This is a genomic window from Gammaproteobacteria bacterium (genome assembly GCA_013816845.1).
In the GTDB taxonomy this organism is placed as follows: domain Bacteria; phylum Pseudomonadota; class Gammaproteobacteria; order DSM-16500; family DSM-16500; genus Aquicella.
The window spans coordinates 181,335-203,781 of the sequence record JACDDU010000003.1 but is presented as its reverse complement, the minus strand read 5'-3'; the positions used below and the strand labels follow the sequence as shown (position 1 = coordinate 203,781).

Annotated in this window: 19 protein-coding genes; 6 read left to right on the top strand and 13 right to left on the bottom strand. The window is 42.4% G+C overall.

Going from position 1 to position 22,447, the window contains the following annotated elements:
- Window positions 1-19: 19 nt before the first annotated feature.
- Genes H0W64_06800 through hemC form a run of 8 tightly spaced genes read right to left on the bottom strand, consistent with a single transcriptional unit; the run spans window position 20 to window position 7,285 of the window.
- Window positions 20-544 carry a hypothetical protein gene (locus H0W64_06800; GenBank protein MBA3661418.1) on the bottom strand — a complete coding sequence of 175 codons (525 nt, stop codon included), beginning with the start codon at window positions 542-544 and terminating at the stop codon, window positions 20-22.
- Window positions 541-1,857: a 16S rRNA (cytosine(967)-C(5))-methyltransferase RsmB gene (gene rsmB / locus H0W64_06795; GenBank protein MBA3661417.1), complete on the bottom strand. Its 1,317-nt coding sequence runs from the start codon at window positions 1,855-1,857 to the stop codon at window positions 541-543. Before rsmB ends, H0W64_06800 begins: the two co-directional genes overlap by 4 nt.
- Window positions 1,858-1,862: 5 nt before the next feature.
- Window positions 1,863-2,798 (bottom strand): methionyl-tRNA formyltransferase, encoded by a 936-nt coding sequence (locus H0W64_06790; GenBank protein MBA3661416.1) that lies wholly within the window; start codon window positions 2,796-2,798, stop codon window positions 1,863-1,865.
- 41 nt (window positions 2,799-2,839) lie between these two features.
- Complete coding sequence (gene def / locus H0W64_06785; protein ID MBA3661415.1) at window positions 2,840-3,340, bottom strand: peptide deformylase; 501 nt, start codon at window positions 3,338-3,340, stop codon at window positions 2,840-2,842.
- Window positions 3,341-3,352: 12 nt separating this feature from the next.
- A complete protein-coding gene (locus H0W64_06780; protein MBA3661414.1) occupies window positions 3,353-4,570 on the bottom strand; it encodes a hypothetical protein in 1,218 nt (405 codons plus the stop codon).
- Window positions 4,571-4,578: 8 nt separating this feature from the next.
- Window positions 4,579-5,610 (bottom strand): uroporphyrinogen-III C-methyltransferase, encoded by a 1,032-nt coding sequence (locus H0W64_06775; GenBank protein ID MBA3661413.1) that lies wholly within the window; start codon window positions 5,608-5,610, stop codon window positions 4,579-4,581.
- Entirely contained in the window at window positions 5,592-6,368 is a 777-nt protein-coding gene (locus H0W64_06770) for a uroporphyrinogen-III synthase (protein MBA3661412.1), read from the bottom strand. The genes H0W64_06775 and H0W64_06770 overlap by 19 nt, the downstream gene beginning before the upstream one ends.
- Window positions 6,365-7,285, bottom strand: a complete 921-nt coding sequence (gene hemC, locus H0W64_06765; GenBank protein MBA3661411.1) for a hydroxymethylbilane synthase — start codon at window positions 7,283-7,285, stop codon at window positions 6,365-6,367. Before hemC ends, H0W64_06770 begins: the two co-directional genes overlap by 4 nt.
- A gap of 177 nt (window positions 7,286-7,462) precedes the next feature.
- Between hemC and H0W64_06760 the strand changes: the two genes are divergently transcribed.
- Genes H0W64_06760 through parC form a run of 4 tightly spaced genes read left to right on the top strand, consistent with a single transcriptional unit; the run spans window position 7,463 to window position 12,518 of the window.
- On the top strand, window positions 7,463-7,723 hold the full coding sequence (locus H0W64_06760) for an accessory factor UbiK family protein (protein MBA3661410.1): 261 nt from the start codon (window positions 7,463-7,465) through the stop codon (window positions 7,721-7,723).
- A gap of 15 nt (window positions 7,724-7,738) precedes the next feature.
- Entirely contained in the window at window positions 7,739-8,368 is a 630-nt protein-coding gene (locus H0W64_06755; GenBank protein MBA3661409.1) for an NUDIX domain-containing protein, read from the top strand.
- On the top strand, window positions 8,353-10,278 hold the full coding sequence (parE, locus tag H0W64_06750; protein ID MBA3661408.1) for a DNA topoisomerase IV subunit B: 1,926 nt from the start codon (window positions 8,353-8,355) through the stop codon (window positions 10,276-10,278). Before H0W64_06755 ends, parE begins: the two co-directional genes overlap by 16 nt.
- Window positions 10,279-10,280: 2 nt before the next feature.
- A complete protein-coding gene (gene parC, locus H0W64_06745) occupies window positions 10,281-12,518 on the top strand; it encodes a DNA topoisomerase IV subunit A (protein ID MBA3661407.1) in 2,238 nt (745 codons plus the stop codon).
- A gap of 104 nt (window positions 12,519-12,622) precedes the next feature.
- Here parC and H0W64_06740 read toward each other — a convergent pair whose 3' ends face one another.
- The 4 genes from H0W64_06740 to H0W64_06725 form a co-directional block, all read right to left on the bottom strand.
- Window positions 12,623-13,093, bottom strand: coding sequence for a hypothetical protein (locus tag H0W64_06740; GenBank protein MBA3661406.1), 471 nt, complete (start codon window positions 13,091-13,093; stop codon window positions 12,623-12,625).
- Entirely contained in the window at window positions 13,090-14,499 is a 1,410-nt protein-coding gene (locus H0W64_06735) for a bifunctional enoyl-CoA hydratase/phosphate acetyltransferase (protein ID MBA3661405.1), read from the bottom strand. The genes H0W64_06740 and H0W64_06735 overlap by 4 nt, the downstream gene beginning before the upstream one ends.
- 107 nt (window positions 14,500-14,606) lie before the next feature.
- Entirely contained in the window at window positions 14,607-16,688 is a 2,082-nt protein-coding gene (locus H0W64_06730) for an oligopeptide transporter, OPT family (GenBank protein MBA3661404.1), read from the bottom strand.
- Window positions 16,621-17,301 (bottom strand): YihA family ribosome biogenesis GTP-binding protein, encoded by a 681-nt coding sequence (locus H0W64_06725; protein ID MBA3661403.1) that lies wholly within the window; start codon window positions 17,299-17,301, stop codon window positions 16,621-16,623. Before H0W64_06725 ends, H0W64_06730 begins: the two co-directional genes overlap by 68 nt.
- Window positions 17,302-17,359: 58 nt before the next feature.
- Here H0W64_06725 and uvrD point away from each other — a divergent pair, with 58 nt between their 5' ends.
- Window positions 17,360-19,507: a DNA helicase II gene (gene uvrD / locus H0W64_06720; protein ID MBA3661402.1), complete on the top strand. Its 2,148-nt coding sequence runs from the start codon at window positions 17,360-17,362 to the stop codon at window positions 19,505-19,507.
- A gap of 54 nt (window positions 19,508-19,561) precedes the next feature.
- Window positions 19,562-20,587, top strand: a complete 1,026-nt coding sequence (locus H0W64_06715; GenBank protein MBA3661401.1) for a quinone-dependent dihydroorotate dehydrogenase — start codon at window positions 19,562-19,564, stop codon at window positions 20,585-20,587.
- Between the two features lie 20 nt (window positions 20,588-20,607).
- Here H0W64_06715 and glmS read toward each other — a convergent pair whose 3' ends face one another.
- Complete coding sequence (gene glmS, locus H0W64_06710; protein MBA3661400.1) at window positions 20,608-22,446, bottom strand: glutamine--fructose-6-phosphate transaminase (isomerizing); 1,839 nt, start codon at window positions 22,444-22,446, stop codon at window positions 20,608-20,610.
- Window position 22,447: the final 1 nt, after the last annotated feature.

Sequence of the window (22,447 nt, the reverse complement as noted above, 5' to 3'; positions counted from 1 at the left end):
GGCCTTCCCCTATTACTCGTTATTTATTTGTCATTCTTATCGTGTTTTTAAAATGAGTGGCTTGCGGGTGATGAACAGTCGGTTCCGTATTCTTTAAAAATAGCGTTTGGAATTTTTTCCTTTTTTCAAAAGGCACTTTCTTTACCGCCTCAATTTCAGGCATTACCGCCATGATTGGCACAGTTACCGGGGTGATCACGGATTGAGTTTGAGGTTCTATGGCCTGCTTATTTTTTTCAGCAGGTTTTACGATTTGCGGCATTTGTTCTCTTTTAAGACTGAGTGCTTCAAATATTTGCTGCGTTCCCAAAGCAAACAGGCCGACCCCCATTATGCTGCCCCGTCCGTAAGCTGTGAATTCCGACGTTTGCATTTCCTCTGGTTGACGGTTGAACAATATCCCTTTTAGCAAAGCAAATCCTGCTAAACCAAGTCCCAGTGTTGCATTTGCAATTCCATTAATAAATTTTAAAATTCTCATTTTTTCTCCCTTTTTAAATGAGTTTCGGCCATCCAGCCTATCTTCTTCGTTACCAAAAATCAAAACTCTGTTTTCTTTTTTATTTTCGCAAAATAAAAGCCGTCCATTTGGTGCATGCCGGGCAGAATTTGACGACCCATTGGCATTGGAATACCCCAATCGGCTTCAATCTTTTCTTCTATCGCGTCGAGGTGATTAGCTAAAAAACTATTGATTACCGCCTGATTCTCATCAGGGAAAATAGAACAGGTCGTATATAAAAGTATTCCACCTGGGGCAAGTGTTGGCCAGAGTCCTTCGAGTAAACGGGTTTGTTCTTGGGCTAATTTTTTGGCATCGCCTGGTTGCTTTAAGAGTTTCATATCGGAGTGCCGTCGTACAACGCCGCTACCCGTGCAAGGAGCATCCAGCAAAATTCGATCAAACATTTTTCCATCCCACCAACCTTTTGTGTTGGCAGCATCTGCACAAATACAACGTGTTTTTTGTTGTAAGCGTTGCAAATTAATTTTGATGGTTTGTAAGCGAATAGGGTCTTTATCAAGCGCCGTGAGATCAAGTAGTGGTTCAAGTTCAATTAAGTGCGTTAACTTCCCACCAGGCGCTGCAGCTGCATCTAAAACACGTAAATGCGGTTTAAGTTCTAACAGGGGTGCGCATAATTGGGCTGCACCATCTTGGACAGAAAATTCGCCAGCCTTAAAACCGGGTAGCGCTTCGATAGTCATACTTTTTTCAAGAATGATACCCGCACCTGTTTCAGGTAAACGATGAGCGTGAATACCTGCAGCTTGTATTTTTTGCAGATAATCATCACGCGAAATAATGCTTTGGTTCACACGCAAAGTTAAGGGAGGATGCGCATTATTTTCAGTCAGTATAGATTCCCAATGGTTCGGCCAATCTTGTTTTATTTTTTCAATGAACCATAGCGGATGCGCATAGTGGCCCTCTAATTCCTTCATGGTATGCGCTGTAATGGTTGCTTGGTTACGAATAAATTCACGTAACAAAGCATTCACTAAGCTGACACACCAAGGTTTTTTTAAAAGCTTTGCAGCTTCAACCGTTTCGGCAACTGCAGCATGTTGGGGTGTCCCCATTTCGCTCAATTGATAAAGTCCAACTAACAACAAGGCAAAAACGTCGACATCGCGTTCGCGCATCGGTTTTTTTAATAGTTGCGAAAGCATCAAATCAAGTCGTTCGTAGTAACGACAAACGCCATAACAAAGTGCTTTAACAAAAGCCGCATCGCGCTCAGGAATATGTTGCAATCGATTAGCCAGCAAATCTGATAAAGCATGCCCGCCAATAACATCTTCAATAATACGCGCTGCTAGTAAACGCGCTTGATTATTTTTAGGGGATTCGATCTTGTTCAAATAAAACGTTCTCCAACAATCAAATCCTTTTGTTTCGCGTGATAAAAATCAGCAATCGGAATAGCTTTGGCGCCGGGAAGTTGCACTTTTAACAAACGCAGTGCACCTTGGCCGGTTGCAATATCCAGTCCTTGAGCTGATGCATGTAAAATGGTTCGTGGTGGTGAAACGGGGTAGTGATCAATCGCTTTAGCTTCCCACACTCGTAAGGTTTCGCCCCCCCACGTTGTATAACAAACCGGCCATGGATTAAAAGCTCGCACTTCGTATTCTAACTCCTGTGCCTTACGTTGCCAGTCAATAAGTGCCTCTTCTTTACTAATTTTATGCGCATACGTTGCTAAAGCATTATCTTGGGCAAGGGCTTTAATTTCATTCCTTTCTAATTGATCCAGCGTTTGCACCATCAATCTCGCGCCTATTGTAGCGAGTTGATCATGGAGGGTTTGCGCAGTTTCATTCGGCTCTAAAATGTATTGCTCTTGTAAAAACATCGGACCCGTATCTAAGCCTGGGTCCATTTGCATGATGGTGACGCCAGTTATACTTTCGCCGGCAGCAAGGGTTCGAGGAATCGGGGCCGCGCCACGCCACTTAGGTAAAAGAGAAGGGTGGATATTCAAACAACCTTGTGGGAATAAATGCAAAACCTCAGCTGGTAATAATAATCCATAAGCCGCAACCACCATAGCATCGGCTTGCAACTGTTTAAGTTCATCCACTTCAGCGCCGTTTTTTAAGGAAGCGGGTTGAAAGACAGGAATTTGAAATTGTAGCGCAAGTTCTTTCACGGGAGGGGCTTTTAACTTAAGTCCACGACCAGAAGGACGATCAGGTTGTGTGTAAACAGCCATAACTCGATGTTTAGATTTTATAAGAGCATCAAGTGCAATCGCAGCAAACTGCGGCGTCCCCGCAAAGACCACTTTCATAACATTAATCCTATCTAGGGTAGAAGAAATGACGACCTACATTAACGACGCGTATATTTTTCAATTTTTTTACGAATGCGTTCTTGTTTTAAACGCGACAGATGATCGATAAATAAAATACCGTCTAAATGATCGATTTCATGTTGGATACAGGCAGCCATTAAATCCTGACCTTCAAGCTCGATGGGTTTGCCTTCCAAATCCAATCCGCGCATTTTCACATAACGTGCACGGCTCACGCGATCGTAAGCTCCGCCACCCACTGATAAACACCCTTCCATATCTTCTTGCGTACTTTCTTTGGTAATGATTTCAGGATTAATAATGTAATAAAGTTGATTGTGTTCCTCAGAAACGTCCATCGTAAAAATACGCCAATTAATGCCGACCTGCGTTGCAGCTAAACCCACGCCATTGTTGGCATACATCGTTTCGCGCATATCTTCTGCAATTTGACGGATCTCTTGAGTAATCTCCTGAATGGGTTGCGCTTTAATCCGCAAGCGGGGATCCGGAAACTTAAGAATGGGTAGAATAGCCATACCAATATTCCTCTAAATAATTTGTACCGTGCTTTTAACAACGATCGCAGGTTGCAACAAATTTTCCAAACTTGTTCGGTAAATTTGTAATGCTTGCTCTCTGTCGTTTAAAGCTTCCATCAATTCACCATAGGCAAGTGAAGCTGCGGGATTAGGTCCAAGACTTAAACATTTTTCAAAATAATCTCTTGCTTTACCCCATAATTTTAATTTTACACAAAGCTTACCTAGGGTTAATAAAATCTCTGGGCGCATGCCATATTGTTTTGACCAATGGCCGAGTGTAATTAATTCGCGATTTAATTGAGTGAAATTAAGATCGCCATAAAGCAAAACGAGCTCGCTTTGATAATGAGTTTTCAAAACTTTACGAATGAGATCTTCAACTTGTTGATGCGCTTCTGGAAAGCGAACTAATTGTTGAAGATAACTGGTAATCACAGCCGGATTTTTTCTAAGATGCTTTGGAACCGTATCCCACATCAATTTGGCAGCGTTAGCATCTGTAAATTGCGCAGCATTTAACATTTCACAATAAATGTTTTTTTCAAATAATTGCGTTTCTTCATCTGTCAGTAATTTAGCTTTACGTAAATCAGGAAGGATTAATAACAAATGTTGCCAATCACCTAAATGCACATAGATTTTTTTAAGTAATTTTAGGACGCCTGGATGACGGGCATTTTTTTGACGCAAGTGCGTTAACGTTGCAAGCGCATGCTCCGATTGATTTTGCGAAAATTCCAATTCTGCTTGGGTTAAGCCAATAGCAAACGTTTCACTCGGCGCCATTTCATAAGCTTTTTGAATATATTGATCGCGTCTTTCAAAAGCAGCTTGCGCATGCGCTGCCTTTGCAGCACTCAAATAATTAATTAACGGTTCAAGTGTTTGATCAACACTACCTACCAATAATTGCTCAGCTTGTTTATATCGACTTTCAATAAGCGCTGAAAAACCTTGTTGCGTTTTACTTAATAATTGATGTTCGCGACGATGACGTAACCAATTTTTCATACGAAACCATGTAAATTGTAATTGATCAAAACTATTAATCACTAAATAGAAGGTGATAAAAATGATAAGGGTTGCAAGTAAAGCAAACCAAATAGGCATTTGAATCATCCAAGGTTGATAGACCAATAATAAAAAGCCCGGATGCCGCATGATTTCTATGCCTAACCAAACGGAGGCAATAAGAATAATTAAAAAAACGATTAAACGTATCATAATGTCCCTTATGGTGCCTTCGCTGTTTGCTGATTACGAAAATACGCATCGAATTGTTGTAAAGTTTCACCCAAATTAATATCAGGCGGAGCAACATTTAATTGCTGTAATGCTGCAATGGTTTCGAGAACCGATTGAGTCGCTTGAGCATCTTGTGCAAAATAAGTTTTGATCCAATAGTTCATTTTATTCAAACTTGTTTGGTAGATCATTTGATTGCGATGCAACAAACCCCAACTCGTCGCTTCACTTTGAGCTTGTAAATTCTGATATAAGAATAATTTTTCGTCAGGTAAAACCAGCGGTGGCGTATTGCCATCAGTTTTACGAATGATCACAATTTTTCTTAAAACATTAAGAGATTGTTGTAAGCCGCGTTGCCACCACGGGTCTTCCGTGTTCATGGTTGCATTTGCGTTTGTACCAGTGGGGGGCAAAGGTGTAGCAGGTAAAGGCAATTGGTTCAATTGCGTAGCCAAGGCAGTTATTTGTAAAAAAACTTGAGTAACGTCAAGTTGGGGTAACGCTTTTAGTTTCGCCTTATCTTCTGCGAGAGATTTCTTAATCGAAAATAAACTCGGATCATTTTGATTTTGTAAGACAAGCTCTGCCCGCTCTAATAATTTAAGGGCCGAATCAGCGTTATAGCTCAGTTGAACCAAATCATTAGCCAAGCGCACTAAGTACATTGATTCCGCAACTTGCCACTGCTTTAAATCACCATTTTGCGCTTCTTGCCATTCTTTAATGAGACGCACGCCTTCGGTGGATAAAGCTTGAGACTGTTTTGTCTCTTGGTCTATTCTGGCAATGGATTGCGCGAGATTGGTAAAAGTTTTGGCATCAAATGCCGATTGCGTTTGTAAAAAAGCAAAATTTTGCGTCAGCAACCGGTTGGATTTAATGAGGGTGTACACGCCAAAAACGCAAATTAAAATAGCAAAGCAAAGCGATAAAAATAAAATGGCCATAACACCTTTATTTCTTGGCTTTATTTTTGGTTGCGTCAACTCTGGTTCTACTATTTGCTCATCTGCCATAAACTTTCCCTTTTTTCTTCAAGCACAGTCGAAATTGCCTCATCACTTGCATTTTTAGCGACCCATATGGTTTTGTAACCTAATTCGAATGCTAGCGCTTTGATACGATTACTAACTACGATAACTGGAAGTTGCCTTAAACGCTCCCAATGCATTGTACCAAACAGTGTTTTTAAGTTTTTTACACCTGAAAAGGAGGTGCTCACGATAACATTAAAAGCGTGATTTTGCAGCAGCTTCTGATAGGGCTCCATATCCATTTCCGGCAAAAGTCGTTGGTATACTTCAACGACTTCCACGTAGGCTTTACGCTCAATAAAAGTTCGAAGTAACACATCTCGACCCGCATTGCCTTGCAACATCATGATTTTTTGTTGCGCAACGTTTTGGAAGACAGGAAGTGCCAATAACCCCTCAGCGCTCCAATCCGTCGGGGGGAAATGTACTTCCCGATGGGTCAGTCCGCGCAATAAAGTGGCAGTCCCAGCACCCACCGCAGCTAAATTGACAGAGTCGGATATGATTAAGCCATTTTTGATGCAAAACGCTTCGAGTGCATAGACAGCTTGCGGACTAATCAAAATAAGCCACTGTTGCTTAGCAAGATTTTCGAGCGCCTGTTCTACTCGTACAATATTGGAAGGGGGTCCAATCACAAGCGTTGGTAAATGCACGCATTCAAACCCTTTTGCGCGCAACGTTGCACACAAATGACTACCTTGCGGATCAGGCCGCGTAACCAGTACAGAAGTTATCATTGCTTGAGGGCTGCAAGTAAAGCGGCAGCGCCTTGCTTTAAGAGAGCATCAGCGACACGTGTGCCTAAAATTTCCGCTTCGGTAAAATGTCCTTTTGCTTCCGCTCTAAGCTGTATAGCTCCACTTTCATCTGCAACCAAACCTCGCAGATGCAACATTTCCTCATGCATTTCCGCATAAGCCGCGACCGGTACCATGCATCCTGCGCCAAGTTTTGTACACATGGCACGTTCTGCTTGAACACAATGGAGCGTCGATATATCCTGCAAAGATTCAATGAGGCCTAACGTGTCCTTATCATCACTGCGACATTCGATTCCCAAGGCACCCTGACCTGCAGCAGGTAACATCGCTTGCGGGCTAAAATAATCCGTAATACGGCTCTCTAATTCTAATCGCTTAAGACCAGCCGCTGCCAGTATGAGCCCGGCAAATTCGCCTTGATCTAACCGCTTCAGCCGTGAATTAACATTGCCTCTTAGATGAACAATATTAAGATCCGGCCGCAATCCCAATAATTGACTTTGCCGACGTAAACTAGAGGTGCCAATTAGTGCTGCCGGCGGTAAAGCTTCGAAAGTGGTAAATTCGTTTGCCACTAAAACATCCCGTGGATCGACACGCGGACATACCACAGGCAAGCTTAATCCTGGCGGCAATTCCATTGGTACATCTTTCATGGAGTGCACAGCAATATCTGCGTGGTGGGCCAGAAGCGCTTCTTCTAATTCTTTGACAAACACCCCTTTGCCTCCCATTTCCGTAAGTGGTACTTTCAGAAATTGATCGGCAAGTGTTGTGATGGGAAGTAATTCAATCGTTAAATCAGGATGATACGCACGTAAGCGCTGACTTACTTGCTCTGTTTGTTTTATGGCCAAAGGACTTTTGCGGGTTGCAATGACGAGGCGTGACAAGAGGAGTACCTTTATTGTTTTGGTTATCGCCCGTTATTATAATGTAAAGTCATCAAAAGACGAATTTTTGCAAATTTCGGGTTAGGCGAATTCAAAATCCAATCAGTCAAACTGCCCCCCTTTATAAAAAAGTAAAACGCAAGTATGCTGATGTGGCATTAATCAAAGAGATACGACATGTCAAACTCCAATTTTATAAAAAATCTAGCGAGTCAATTGAGTGAATTGCTTCCAACCCAAATTGAAGCCCTTAAAAAAGATTTTGAAAAAAATTGTCACGCACAATTATTACAAATTTTTAATAAATTTGAATTAGTAACGCGGGAAGAGTTTGATACACAAACAAAAGTTTTACTGCGAACCCGGAAAAAACTTTCCGATCTTGAAAAGCAAATTGAAGCCTTAAACTTAAAATCCGCCCCTCAATCAACATCATGATTAATTGAATACACCATGAAAAAACCAACCTTAAATACTTTTACCCACAATGATTATGAAATTTTAAAGCGGGAAGTGCTTTATGAAGGTGTTTTTAGAATGGTGCGCTTGCAACTGCGTTTTCGCTTGTTTGACGGTTCACAAAGCGATATTGTGCTACGCGAATTGATGGAACGACAATCAGCTGTTGCTGTCTTACCGTATGATCCAGTGACCGACAAAGTCATGCTGATAGAACAATTTCGACCGGGCGCACTTGCGAATCCCCAAAGTCCTTGGTTGCTTGAAGTCATTGCAGGCATCATCAAACCTGCTGAAAAAATGACTGAGGTCGCTATCCGCGAAGCTAAAGAAGAAGCCGGATGCAACTTGCTTAATTTGTATAGAATTCACGAATATTTCGTAAGCCCCGGAGGTTGCAATGAATATTTGCATTTGTATTGCGGGCAAATGGATGCAAGTACCGTCGAGGGTGATTACGGTTTAAAAGAAGAAAATGAAGATATTCATACAATAATTTTACCTGCTGATGAAGCGTTTATTTTGTTACAAGAAGGCAAAATCAAAACCTCACCAGCTATTATTTCCCTTCAATGGTTACAACTCAATCGGGAATGGTTACGACAGTTATGGCAAAAAAATTAATTACAAAAGCAAAACCTGCGCGGGGTCAATACACCGCTTCTGCAATTGAAGTGTTAAGTGGGCTTGAACCTGTTCGTCGTCGACCAGGAATGTATACAGATACAGATAACCCGAATCATTTGGCCCATGAAGTTATTGATAACAGTGTCGATGAAGCCTTAGAAGGGCATGCAAACCGCATTGATGTAACGCTTTATAAAGATGGCTCGCTCGCTGTGGTTGATAATGGACGCGGTATGCCGATTGATGTCCATCCCGAAGAAAAAGTTACCGGCGTCGAACTTATTATGACACGGCTGCATAGCGGCGCTAAATTCTCCAATAAGCAATATCGATTTTCCGGCGGACTACATGGCGTAGGTATTTCAGTCGTCAATGCTTTGTCAAAAAAATTGGAAGTGCAAATTAAACGGGGTGGTAAAGAATATGCCATTGCGTTTGCTAATGGGGATAAAACATCAAACTTAAAAAGCATCGGCACTGTTCGCAAAGGTGAAACAGGCACGAGCGTGCGCTTTTGGCCAGCTGATAAATATTTCGATACGAATCGTTTTCAAGTTAATAAGCTGCGTTATACCTTGCGTGCTAAAGCGGTACTCTGCCCTGGCTTGGCAGTGACCTTTACCGACGAACATACCGGCAAGAAAGATGAGTGGCTGTATGAAAAAGGTTTAAGCCATTATTTGCAAGAAGCATTAGGAAAAACTCCCCGGCTTCCAGAGATACCCTTCACCGGTTCATTTGCAAGCGAACGGGAAGCGGTGGATTTTGCCGTATGCTGGTTGACAGACGGTGGCGACATTATTGAAGAAAGTTATGTTAATTTGATTCCAACTGTTCAAGGCGGAACGCATGTCAATGGTTTCCGATTAGGATTGTCTGATGCATTACGTGATTTTTGTGAGTTTCGTAATTTACTGCCGCGTGGAATCAAACTGAGTCCGGATGATGTTTGGTCGCAATGTGCTTATATCATTTCAGTTAAATTGCATGATCCCCAATTTTCAGGCCAAACGAAAGAGCGACTTTCTTCTCGAGAATGTTCAACCTTTGTTTCAGGTGTCATTAAAGACGCTTTTAGTTTATGGCTCAATCAAAATGTTGCATTAGGCGAAACGCTCGCAGCGCTTGCACTTGCAAATGCGCAAAAGCGTTTGAAAGCAGCTCAAACCGTCGCACGTAAAAAAATTACCAGTGGTCCTGCTTTACCCGGGAAACTGGTTGATTGCACTTCACAAGATTTAAGTATGAGTGAACTCTTTTTAGTAGAAGGAGACTCCGCTGGTGGCTCTGCAAAACAAGCACGCAATCGTGAATTTCAAGCCGTCATGCCTTTGCGCGGAAAAATTTTGAATACATGGGAAGTGGATTCCAATCAAATTTTATCTTCACAAGAAATCAATCACATCTCAGTTGCAATCGGGGTTGAGCCAGGCTCAAGTGACTTAAGTTCACTACGTTATGGCAAGATTTGCATTTTGGCGGATGCTGATTCGGATGGAAATCATATTGCAACTTTACTGTGTGCTTTATTCGTCAAACATTTTCGACCGCTCGTTACAGCGGGCCATGTCTTTATTGCCATGCCACCTTTATTTCGAATTGATCATGGCAAAGAAACTTTTTACGCATTGGATGTTGCTGAAAAACAAGGCATCATCGATCGCATTAGTGCTGAATATAAAGAACGCAATCCGCGTGTCAATGTCATTCGTTTTAAAGGGTTAGGCGAAATGAACCCTATTCAATTACGTGAAACAACAATGAGTCCAGAAACTCGTCGGTTGATGCAATTGATTTTGCGCGACAAAGATAAGACCGACGAAATGTTAGATATGCTTCTCGCCAAAAAACGCGCGCACGATCGCAAAACTTGGTTAGAACAGAAAGGTAACTTGGCAGAAATATAATTATGGCAACTTCAAATAATATAGAACACATTCCCGTTCGAGATTATGCCGAAAAAGCATACCTCGATTATTCCATGTACGTGATTTTGGATCGCGCTTTACCGCATATTGGTGATGGCTTAAAGCCAGTCCAACGTCGTATCGTTTATGCCATGTCAGAACTTGGCTTAAAAGCGACTGCCAAATTTAAAAAATCCGCACGTACGGTCGGTGATGTCTTAGGCAAATTCCATCCGCACAGCGATATGGCTTGTTACGAAGCTATGGTGTTAATGGCACAACCTTTTTCTTATCGTTATCCCCTCATCGAAGGCCAGGGTAATTTTGGATCGTCCGATGATCCCAAATCTTTTGCAGCGATGCGTTACACCGAATCACGCTTGGCGGGTTATGCAGAACTATTATTAAGTGAATTAGCTTCAGGAACCGTGGAATGGGTACCCAATTTTGACGGTACTTTATGGGAACCTGCTTTACTACCAGCACGCTTACCGAATGTTTTATTAAATGGCACCACAGGTATTGCGGTCGGCATGGCGACTGATATTCCGCCGCATAATTTAAACGAGGTGGTGAAAGGTTTAATTTATTTATTAGATAATCCAGATGCCTCTTTTGCAGATATTTATAAATTGATTCCCGGACCTGACTACCCAACTGAAGCAGAAATCATTACGAGTAAAGCTGACTTAAAAGAAATGTATAGGACGGGCAATGGTTCGGTGCGCATGCGCGCCACCTATATCATCGAAGAGGAAGAAATTATTATTAATGCACTTCCGCACCAAGTTTCTGGTGGGAAAATTTTAGAACAAATAGCTCAGCAAATTCAGGATAAAAAATTACCGCTCGTTTCTGATTTGCGCGATGAGTCTGATCATGAAAATCCGACGCGTTTAGTTATTGTGCCGCGCTCTACCCGCGTTGATACGGAAAGCTTGATGGATCATCTCTTCGCCACAACGGATCTTGAAAGATCTTATCGCGTCAATTTGAATATGATTGGTATTAATGGTCGTCCCCAAGTGAAGGGATTGATGACCATTCTTAATGAATGGTTAGATTTTCGTTTAGATACGGTCAGACGCCGCTTAACTTATCGGTTAGAAGCTATTAATCGTCGTTTACATATTTTGGCTGGCTTGATCATTGTTTATTTAAATTTAGATGAAGTCATTCGCATTATTCGTAAGGAAGATAAACCCAAAGCCGCGTTAGTTAAACGCTTTGCATTAACTGAAGAACAAGCGGATGCCATTCTTGATACAAAGTTACGCCATTTAGCAAAGCTTGAAGAAATTCAAATTCGGCGTGAACAAAAAGAGTTAACCACTGAGCAAGCTGATATTGAAAAAACGTTAGGATCCAAAGCACGTTTAAAAAAATTGGTTCGTGAAGAATTGGTAGGCGATGCAGAAAAATTTGGTAATAAACGTCTCTCGCCGATTGTTGCGCGCAAAGAAGCACAAGCGATGAAAGAAACGGAAATTCTTCCAACCGAACCCACCACGGTTGTTTTATCAATAAAAGGTTGGGTGCGAGCCGGGAAAGGTCACGAAATTGATCCCGCCAGTTTAAGCTATAAAGCAGGCGATGCACCTTTAACCAAAGCCTTAGGCCGCAGTAACCAAGCTTGCGTCTTTCTAGATTCGCACGGTCGTGCTTATTCTTTACCCGCGCATACGCTGCCTTCAGTGCGTGGTCAAGGCGAACCACTCACGGGTAAATTAAATCCTGCACCGGGTGCTGAATTCATCAGCGCGATCATGGGTGAGGGAGATGAATATTATGTCTTAGCCTCCAACGCAGGGTATGGTTTTGTCGTAAAGTTAAATGAACTCTACGGAAAAAATCGCGCCGGCAAAGCAGCCCTTTCTTTACCAAAATTTTCTAAACCGCTTACACCGCGTTTAGTGAAATCACGAGAAAAAGATTTTGTTGCAGTGCTCTCAAATACAGGTCATTTATTAATTTTCTCTTTGCAAGAGCTGCCGGAACTGTCAAAAGGTAAAGGAAATAAAATGATGAGTATCTCAAGTGCTAAACTTGAACGCGGGGAAGAATTTGTTTTAGATCTTGCTATCTTGTCACCTAAAGAAAATTTGCTGATTGTTGGCGGCGCCAAACCTTTTGTGTTGAAACCTTCAGATTGGCAATACTACGTCGGTGAACGCAGCCGGCGTGGCAACTTACTTCCCCGGGGCTGTCGTCGGGCAACGGGATTGAGTACTGGGGGGTAGTGAAAAGATTGTTCAATACTGCACCGAAATCGCTCAGTGCAGCTTTTACTTTGCAAATCCTTACTCGCCATTGCTTCAAGCTGGAAAAATCACGCCAATTCTGCCTACTGCGGCATATTGTTTTTCCAAAAATAAAACGCCGCATTCATGAGCTCGCCGTATTTTTCTGGTGAAGCATTGGTTTGCAAGGAACGTTGATATACTTCTTGGCAACATTCAAGCCACAGCTGATAAAGTTCGTGCACATTGCGGATAGGACGTTGTGAGCGTGTCCGTTTAACCCATTGCTCAACCATTAAATCAGAAGCTTCATGACACATTTTATTCATGTTCTTCCAATAAATTGCGTTGCCATCTTGATCATCTGGAAATTGTAAAAACGACCACTGATTTTTAAGCGTATTCAACCATTCGGTGATTTTCTTTAAATTATCTTCTGGGTTTAAATAACCATCGGTTGCAAAAAAATTCTTCAAATTTTCATCGGCAGAGCTAAAAAATTCTTTGCTTTGTTGCATACATAAATTGTACCAATCTGAATAATCCTGATGATTTTTTTCTTTATTATCGGTCATAGTGACTCCTTGTCTAAGTGATAACGCCGCCGTTGATAATCCGTATTAAGAATGGCGAGCGCACAAGAAACTGAACTTAAATAAATATTACTGATATGACTCATTAATACAGGCACCCGACCACCTAAAACAATACCGGCATTTTTCGATTCAGCTAAGTATTCAAGTTGCTTAACTAAGATATTACCCGTTTCTACATTGGGTACAATAATGATGTCGGCATTTCCAACGACAGGTGATTCAATACCTTTTTCCCGAGCGACTTCGATCGAAATCACATTATCAAACGTAAGGGGACCGTCTAAAATACCCCCATGAATTTGACCACGCTCAGCCATTTTACAAAGCGCAGCCGCATCAACGGTAGAACGCATATGATAATTGACTGCATCAACCCCTGCTAAGATAGCAACTTTGGGCTCCGTAATCTCCAGTGCCCGCGCAAAATCAATAGCGTTTTGGGTGATGCTTCTTTTCACATCGAGTGAAGGATCAATATTAATCAGCGTATCTGTCAAAATGAGAGCTTTTGGATAAGTGGGAACATCAAGCACTGTTGCATTACTTAATACGGTATCGAAGGTTAAGCCTTTTTCAGGTTTCTGAAGTAATCTAATGAATTCTTCACGGGTGGCGCCGCCGCGAATCAAAAGTCCTATATCTCCATCTCTCGCTAATTGCACACCACGCACAATAGCTGCATGGCAATGCTCAGTTTCAATCAGCGCAAACCCACCAATATTAATTTTAGCTTCTTTTGCTGCAGCGTAAATTCGATCACGGGGGCCAATCAAAACCGGCTCAATTAAACCCCGTTCTTTCGCATCGCTTACTGCTGCAATAATTTTGGGATGGACCGGGTAAACAACACCCGCGCGTAGTGGACCGATGGCTTTCGCTCGATCTAAAAAGGGTTCAAAAAGCGAATACGGTCGACGCAAAGTTAAATGCGGTAACAGCGCTTTGGGACGTCTGATTTTTTTGGTCGGTGCAATCACTTCCGCTTGCCCTTCAACTACATTTTGATCATTTTGATTGCGGCAAGTACAAGCTAAAATAACGCGCTTTTTTTCTGGAATCTTTTCCGTGATGATTACTTCCACCGTGATGGTATCACCAATCAGCACGGGTTTTTTAAACCGAATGGTTTGACTAATGTAAATGGTACCGGGGCCGGGTAATTGAGTTCCTAGAACGGTTGAAATGAGCGCGCCCGCCCACATCCCGTGACCGATAATTTGGTGAAACATTTCACTTTTAGCGTATTCAGCATCAACATGCGCAGGATTGATATCGCCAGACATGATGGCAAAGACTTGAATATCATTTTCAGTCAGGGTACGCGTCAAGCTTGCGGTATCACCCACCTGAATTTCGTCAAACGTGCGATTTTCAAGATATTCCATATCTAATCACGCCTCCTCCGGGGATAAGGACCATTGTATCATGCTGGCTATCGTACCGGAGGAAGCTTTCGAGTAAAAAAAACACACTAGAGGACAAATTTTCTACACTAGCGGGCCATCACGACGCGATAAATCCAAACACAAAGCATCGCTGTTACAAAGATGCTGAGGACCCCAGCAAAGCCCATGTAGGCCTCAGGCATAATGCGGAGTGCATCAGCACTTTCCGTTAGCGCAAAAGGAATTGCTAATATTACGCCCATAAGGGATGCGCCTGCCACAATCCCACAAGTTAGCAATAAACCCCGATGCCGGTGCGGTTGCATTTTTGCTTCTTGTTTAGGTAATCGTTCATGCGCATACAGTTTGGTTAAACGGTTACCTACAATGTAAGAAAGTAAACCGCCGATCACAACTGGCATAGAACTTTCAAGCGGTAAATAAATGCCCAATCCTACAGCTAACACGGGTAGGCGGGTACCATATCGTTTTTTTAAAATTTCATCAGCGATAATGCTAAAAAAAGCGATTGCAGCGCCGACACTAATCATGCCCCATTGCAATTGATGACTGAATGCTCCTTTTGCAACTGTAGCCATTAACCCAGCCTGCGGTGCTGCTAACATTTGCGCCGGATTCATATTGGGTCGAGGAAAAACACCACCAATACCATAAGCATTAAAAAGCAGTTGAAGAATAGGTGGAATCACAAAAGCAGACACCACAACGCCTAAAACTAACATAACTTGCTGCTTCCAAGGTGTGGCGCCAATAATGTGTCCAACTTTCAAATCTTGCATCGTGTCGTTTGATATGGATAACGCAGCCCCAATAATCACCATGCAGCCAATGGCCGCAACCACACCAATATTTTCAGCAACAGCAGGATCAATGCCGCCAAAGAAATTAAAAAAGCTCATAAAAATCAGACTGACGACCAGAAGTGCACAAACTAATAAACCGGAAACGGGGCTATTAGTCGAACCCACCAAGCCTGCAAAATAGGCCATGATGGAACAAAAAATAAAGCCTCCAAATAAAATATAAAGCGTACTAAAACCGGATAAAAAATAACGAAATGTTGTCGTAATGGAAGAATCTGCGGGAATAATCGTGTGAGCGATCAAAAAGAAAATAGGGATCAGTAATAAAGCGGCACCCATAAAAACATAATGGATGGGAATATCGCGCTCAGTCCGTAATGTTTCAATTTTTTTGCCGAGTCGGATGGCGCGCAGACTTGAGAAGGAAGCCGCCATGCTGCTGATTACAGGATTAAACAACGTGCATAACGTCCAAAGTCCACCAATCAACATAGTCCCCACACCCATATAACGAATGTAGTCTCGCCAGATATCAAGCGCTGCAACATTGGCATCGAGTGCAGTCGTGCCATAGATATAACTCAATACCGGCACACCACCTAACCAGCCCAATAGGATTCCCACTAATAAACTAAGCGCAACATTTACGCCCACAATGTAACCCGCTGCAATTAACGCAGGGGATAATCCCAAACCAAAACCAAAAACGATCGTGGGTGTTTTAATCCAAAACTGAAAACTATCCGTTAGGATTTGAAAGCCTGATTGAAATAATGCAATAGCAGCACCCACCAATCCTCCGAAAGTGAGTGAGCGTAAATCGCCATCTTCACGTTGGGTACTTGCTTTTAAGACATTCCCAATGGCCACTGCTTCAGGAAAACGTAATGTTTTATCTTGCAATAATGCCCGGCGCAAAGGAATGGTAAAAAGCACGCCTAACCCACCGCCTAACAAGCCTGTAACGACGGTTTGCCAATAATTAAATCCTTCCCAAACCCGTAAAATAATGAGGGCGGGTAAAATGAAAGCAATACCTGCGGTTAAAGCTTCCCCCACCGATGCCATGATTTGCACCATCGTATTTTCTAATACATTAGCGTTACGAAAAAAACGAAGGATACCCATAGAAATAACAGCAGCAGGAATGGAGGCTGAAACGGTTGTCCCCACTTTTAAGCCGAGAAACGCATTCGCAGCTGCGAGCACAATTGTTAAAATGGTACCAAGAATAATGACACGAAATGTAATTTCTGGAAGTGATTGATCTGCTGCAATGAGGGGTTCATCTTCTTTATTACGAACGATGGCTTTTAGGTTTGGACTTTCTGGGACTATCCTTTTTTGTAATTGTTTTTTTGTCATGCGTTAACTCTCCTTCCTTAAATCCATACCATTGATTAAGTTGCATATGCAGGGCTTTGAGACCAGTTCCTTTTGTTGCGGAGAAGGGCTGCAAAGTAACAGAATTATCGTAATGCGTCAAAATCGATTTAGCTTTTTTTATAACTTGATACGCTTCTGCTTGCGTCAACTTATCAGCTTTATTTAGTAAAATATGGACGGGAATATCAAGCTGCGAACAAAAATCAAGTAACAACAAATCTAATTCTTTAAAAGCGTGGCGAACATCCATAACTAATAACACACCTTTGAGACACGTCCTACCCCGCAAATAAAGATCAACGGTTTTTTGCCACGCTTCACGTTCGCGCCTGGGCGCTTTTGCGTAACCGTAACCCGGTAAATCCGCTAGACGACGCGTATCATCAATCACAAAAATATTGACCAATCTTGTCCGACCGGGAGTTTTGCTAACGCGAGCGAGACCTTTTAGATTGGTTAGTTTATTCAGCGTACTTGATTTGCCAGCATTGGATCGACCAACAATGGCTACTTCATAGCCTTCATCAGGAGGGAGTTGTTTAACATCTGCCACGCTTAATAAAAAATAAGCTTTTTGATACGGATTAACCATACTACAATGACTCCCCCTTTTTTAACACCAATCGGCGCACCGACAGCGAGGTTCTCTAATGGAAATGGATATGATACTGAATTCTTTAAACCCCGCCCAGCAAGAAGCAGTACGCGCACCTTTGGGGCATCAATTAGTTCTTGCCGGTGCTGGCAGTGGTAAAACGCGCGTTTTAATTTACCGCATCGCTTGGCTAATTGAGGTAGAAAACATTGCTCCCTTTAACATTTTAGCTGTGACTTTTACGAATAAAGCCGCTAATGAAATGCGTGGACGAGTTGGCTCATTATTACACATTCCAACCAAGAGCATGTGGATTGGAACCTTTCATGGACTCGCTCATCGTCTTTTACGCGCGCATTGGCAAGAAGCCAATTTACCGCAAGCGTTTCAAATCCTCGATTCGGACGATCAATATCGACTAGTCCGTCGTGTTATTCAATCACTTAATTTAGATGAAGATAAATTTCCTGCGAAAGAATTGCAGTGGTTTATTAATGCGCAGAAAGAAGAAGGGCTATTACCGCACCAAGTTGATACGGGCAGCTTTACACAGCAATTGTTTGTTAAAGTTTATCAAGCCTATCAAGAAGCCTGTGCGCGTTCCGGTGTTATCGATTTTACCGACTTACTTTTAAAAAGTTATCATTTGCTGCATGAAAATGCTGAGTTACGCACGCATTATCAAACGCGTTTTCGTTGTTTACTCGTTGACGAATTCCAAGATACCAACACCATTCAATATGCCTGGTTGAAAATGTTTGCAGGCGATTCTAATTTCGTCATGATTGTCGGCGATGATGATCAATCAATTTATGGGTGGCGCGGTGCACGCATCGAAAATTTAGATCGATTTGCAAAAGATTATCCGCAAGCCAAGATCATTCGTCTCGAACAAAATTATCGTTCCACAGGTACAATTTTAAAAGCAGCCAATGCTTTAATCGCTCACAACACCGGACGGATGGGTAAGAACTTATGGACCGAAGGTCATGATGGAGAACCCATTACGGTTTATGCTGCGTTTAATGATACCGATGAAGCCTTCTTTATCGTCAATCGCATTCGGGAAATGAAACAAAGTGATTTTTCACTACGCGATATCGCTATTCTTTATCGATCCAATGCCCAATCGCGGGTTATCGAAGAAGCACTTATGCAGTTTGGTCTTCCGTATCGCGTTTATGGTGGTTTACGTTATTTTGATCGCGCAGAAATTAAAGATGCCTTAGCTTATTTACGCTTAGTCGCCAATCGTCATGATGACCCTGCTTTTGAACGCATTGTAAATCGTCCCACACGCGGTATGGGTGATCGCACGCTAACTGCCATTCGCGAACATGCCAAGGTACAGCATATTAGTTTGTGGAGTGCAGCAGAGGCGCTTTTACAACAACAAGTTTTTCCCGCCCGCGCAGCTTCGTCCTTGCTTGCCTTTATCAAGCTGATTAACGACATGACAGATAAAACAACTGCGTTACCGTTAAATAAACAAGTGGAATATGTTTTATTTGCGAGTGGTTTAATTGAACATTATCGTAAAGAGAAAGGTGAAAAAGGCTTAACTCGCATCGAAAATTTAGAAGAATTAGTTAATGCAGCTTACCAATTTATCCAAGAGACTGTTCCCGATGACATGTTGCCCCTCACCGCATTTTTAGCTTATGCATCATTAGAATCAAGTGGCGATCAAGCAGAAGAATACGAAGATTCTGTGCAGTTGATGACGTTGCACACTGCCAAAGGTCTAGAATTTAAAGTTGTTTTTTTAGCCGGCTGTGAAGAGGAACTTTTCCCGCATTATCTCTCCATGAATGATCCTAAACAAATGGAAGAAGAACGTCGACTGTGTTATGTGGGTATTACCCGCGCTATGGAGAAACTTTTCATGACTTATGCCGAAGTTCGACGAATGCATGGTAAAGAATCTTATCACCGCCCTTCTCGATTCTTGCACGAAGTCCCCGCGGAATTCATTAATGAAATTCGCTTCCGCACAAAAATTTCCCGTCCTGTCGCTATGCCCAATCAATACCGTGCAGAATCAGAAGGAAAATTTCGCATTGGCCAAGAGGTTTACCATCGCGTTTTTGGGGAAGGGACTGTCCTTGATTGCGAAGGAGATGGTGAAGATATGAAAGTCAAAGTCCGCTTTACCAATGTCGGTACGAAGCTTTTAATTGCGAGTTATTTAAGTGCGAAGTAATTTTTAATTTCAAACCAGCTTTCGCCCGCTGATTTAATGTTATAGAGATGCCCTATGCTTTATTCACTCATTCGATCTTGCTTATTTACGTTGAATCCTGATACAGCGCACCAACTCACCTTGAATACGCTGCAATGGGCGCATCGCCTTAAACTTGTTGGGTTGATTCCTAAACCCATCCAAAATCCCCTTATCGTCATGGGAATCACTTTTCCAAACCCCGTTGGACTTGCAGCGGGTTACGATCGCAATGGGGAATATATTGACGCATTATCGGCATTAGGTTTTGGATTTATTGAAATTGGCACTGTGGTACCGATGCCGCAAGTTGGGAATCAAAAGCCTCGTCTCTTTCGCTTTCCCAAACAACAAGCACTCATCAATCGCGTTGGTTTTGCGAGTTTAGGCGTGGATTACGTCATTCAGCAATTAAAAAAAATGCAATATAGCGGGGTGTTAGGCATTAACATCGGTAAAAATAAAAACACACCTAATGATCAAGCCATCCAAGATTATTTATTAGGGTTTAATAAACTTGCACCTTACGCAAGCTACATCACCATTAATATTTCTTCTCCTAATACGCAAGGTTTACGCGATCTCCAAGCGCGTGAACCCCTGCAAGCACTCGTACAAGCTTTGAAAAAAGCTCAGCATCACTTTTTTCAAACACATCAAAAATATGTTCCCCTGGTGATAAAAATTGCACCCGATCTTAACGATACAGAAATCTCCACCATTGCTGATATTATTTTGAAGCAGCAAGTCGATGGATTAATTGCAACAAACACAACCCTCACACGACCCGGTTTGACTGCAGTAAAAAATGCACAAGAAACAGGGGGGTTAAGCGGAAAACCATTGGAAGAACTGAGCACTGAAGTTATTCAAAAGTTCCATCATCTTTTACAACATCATGTTCCCATCATTGCCTCAGGTGGTGTCATCGATCAGGTTGCTGCGGAAAAAAAATTAGCAGCAGGCGCGACCTTAGTGCAACTTTACACGGGTTTAATCTACCAAGGGCCGAGCTTGATCCGCCGAATCGCATCGTCCTTGAAATTCACCCAGGGTACTTAATAACTCCGATGGGTGCGCGGTTATTCAACGGTCACTGATTTTGCTAAATTACGGGGCTGATCGACATCTGTGCCTTTTAAAACTGCCACATGATAAGCCAACATTTGCAAAGGAATAGTGTAAATAATGGGGTGCAAAAGCGGGTGCGCTGTGGGTAGTTGAAATACTTGTACATCAGCAAAAGCGTGGTCTTTGGTTAAATTGATAAGATCAGTCAAAACAAATAACTGTCCACCGCGCGCTAATACTTCATGCAAATTAGACAATGACTTTTCTTGTAATCGGTCGCTCGGAACCGCGGTAATCACGGGCATGTTTTTATCAACCAGGGCTAGTGGGCCATGTTTTAACTCACCGGAAGGATAGCCTTCGGCGTGGATGTAGGAAATTTCCTTCATTTTTAATGCGCCTTCCAGCGCAATAGGGAACAAAGAACCGCGCGCCATGAATAATGCGTTTTGCTTATACATAAATGCTTTGGCCCAATCAGCGATAAAAGCATCTTGTTGCAGGATTTGTGAAATTAGCGCAGGAAGTTGATGTAACTGAGCAATCAATTCGTTTTCTTCCGGAATTTTTTTACCCTTCGCTCTCGCAATACTTAATCCCAATAGTAATAAAGCGATAAGTTGTGTAGTGAAGGCTTTGGTCGAAGCGACGCCAATTTCAATGCCAGCACGGGTTAAAAAATGTAAATCTGCTTCCCGGGTCATCGTGCTACCTGGAACATTACATAATGTAAGCGTGCCCAAAAATTCCATTTTTTTGGCTAAGCGTAAGGCTGCTAAGGTATCGGCTGTTTCTCCTGACTGAGAAAGCGTGACGAACAAACTTTGTTTTGGCTGCGCAATGGGTCGATAACGGAATTCACTCGCGATTTCTACGGAACAGGGAATATCTAAAATATTTTCAAACCAATATCTCGCCACCAGTGCAGCATGGTAACTCGTTCCACATGCAATTAATTGCATATGTTCCATTGCTTCAAAAATAGCATCAGCTTTTGGGCCAAAGATAGCAGGTAGGATATGATCAACGGCCAACCGTCCTTCCAAACAATCTGCAATCGCTTTCGGTTGTTCCATGATTTCTTTTTGCATGTAATGACGATATTGACCCCGTTCTGTAATATCGGTATCGATCGATAAAATATGTTGTTCCCGGGTAATTAAATCATCTGCTTTATTGAAAATAGTGACTTCATTGGCCGTGATATCTGCAACGTCATGATCTTCCAAATAAATAAATTGCTTCGTGAGAGATAATAAAGCCAGAGGATCTGAGGCAATAAAATTTTCTTCTTTGCCTTTGCCAATAACCAAGGGACTCCCTTGGCGTACTGCAATTAATCGACCGGGGAAACGTTTTGCAATAACACCGAGCGCATAAGCACCCTCTAAGGCGTTCACCGTGTTTCGAACGGCAGATAATAAATCATTATCTTTTTTAAAGTGCCAATGAATTAAATGGACGACAACTTCAGTGTCTGTTTCGGAATGAAATTGATATCCCTTGGTTATTAAATCAGCCCGTATGGCATTGTGATTTTCGATAATGCCATTATGCACAATGGCAAACTCATCATGGGAAATGAAGGGGTGGGCATTAGCTTCGGAGGGTACGCCATGTGTGGCCCAACGTGTATGAGCGATGCCCGTTGGTCCTTGAAATGGATGCGCTTCAAAGGCGGTTTCTAGCTCGCGCACTTTGCCCGTCATGCGTAGACGATGCAATCGATCTTGCTGGTCAATCACAGCGACGCCGGCTGAATCATACCCCCGATATTCTAATTTTTTTAATCCATCAATCAAAATACTAGCAATGGGTCGCTTTGCAACCGCACCAACGATGCCACACATG

What these genes read in the sequence shown, in the direction of transcription:
- H0W64_06790 (MBA3661416.1), bottom strand. Translation starts at nt 2,798, where the DNA reads ATGAAAGTGGTCTTTGCGGGGACGCCGCAGTTTGCTGCGATTGCACTT.
- def (MBA3661415.1), bottom strand. Translation starts at nt 3,340, where the DNA reads ATGGCTATTCTACCCATTCTTAAGTTTCCGGATCCCCGCTTGCGGATT.
- H0W64_06780 (MBA3661414.1), bottom strand. Translation starts at nt 4,570, where the DNA reads ATGATACGTTTAATCGTTTTTTTAATTATTCTTATTGCCTCCGTTTGG.
- H0W64_06775 (MBA3661413.1), bottom strand. Translation starts at nt 5,610, where the DNA reads ATGGCAGATGAGCAAATAGTAGAACCAGAGTTGACGCAACCAAAAATA.
- H0W64_06770 (MBA3661412.1), bottom strand. Translation starts at nt 6,368, where the DNA reads ATGATAACTTCTGTACTGGTTACGCGGCCTGATCCGCAAGGTAGTCAT.
- H0W64_06760 (MBA3661410.1), top strand. Translation starts at nt 7,463, where the DNA reads ATGTCAAACTCCAATTTTATAAAAAATCTAGCGAGTCAATTGAGTGAA.
- H0W64_06755 (MBA3661409.1), top strand. Translation starts at nt 7,739, where the DNA reads ATGAAAAAACCAACCTTAAATACTTTTACCCACAATGATTATGAAATT.
- parE (MBA3661408.1), top strand. Translation starts at nt 8,353, where the DNA reads ATGGCAAAAAAATTAATTACAAAAGCAAAACCTGCGCGGGGTCAATAC.
- parC (MBA3661407.1), top strand. Translation starts at nt 10,281, where the DNA reads ATGGCAACTTCAAATAATATAGAACACATTCCCGTTCGAGATTATGCC.
- H0W64_06740 (MBA3661406.1), bottom strand. Translation starts at nt 13,093, where the DNA reads ATGACCGATAATAAAGAAAAAAATCATCAGGATTATTCAGATTGGTAC.
- H0W64_06735 (MBA3661405.1), bottom strand. Translation starts at nt 14,499, where the DNA reads ATGGAATATCTTGAAAATCGCACGTTTGACGAAATTCAGGTGGGTGAT.
- H0W64_06730 (MBA3661404.1), bottom strand. Translation starts at nt 16,688, where the DNA reads ATGACAAAAAAACAATTACAAAAAAGGATAGTCCCAGAAAGTCCAAAC.
- H0W64_06725 (MBA3661403.1), bottom strand. Translation starts at nt 17,301, where the DNA reads ATGGTTAATCCGTATCAAAAAGCTTATTTTTTATTAAGCGTGGCAGAT.
- uvrD (MBA3661402.1), top strand. Translation starts at nt 17,360, where the DNA reads ATGGAAATGGATATGATACTGAATTCTTTAAACCCCGCCCAGCAAGAA.
- H0W64_06715 (MBA3661401.1), top strand. Translation starts at nt 19,562, where the DNA reads ATGCTTTATTCACTCATTCGATCTTGCTTATTTACGTTGAATCCTGAT.
- glmS (MBA3661400.1), bottom strand. Translation starts at nt 22,446, where the DNA reads ATGTGTGGCATCGTTGGTGCGGTTGCAAAGCGACCCATTGCTAGTATT.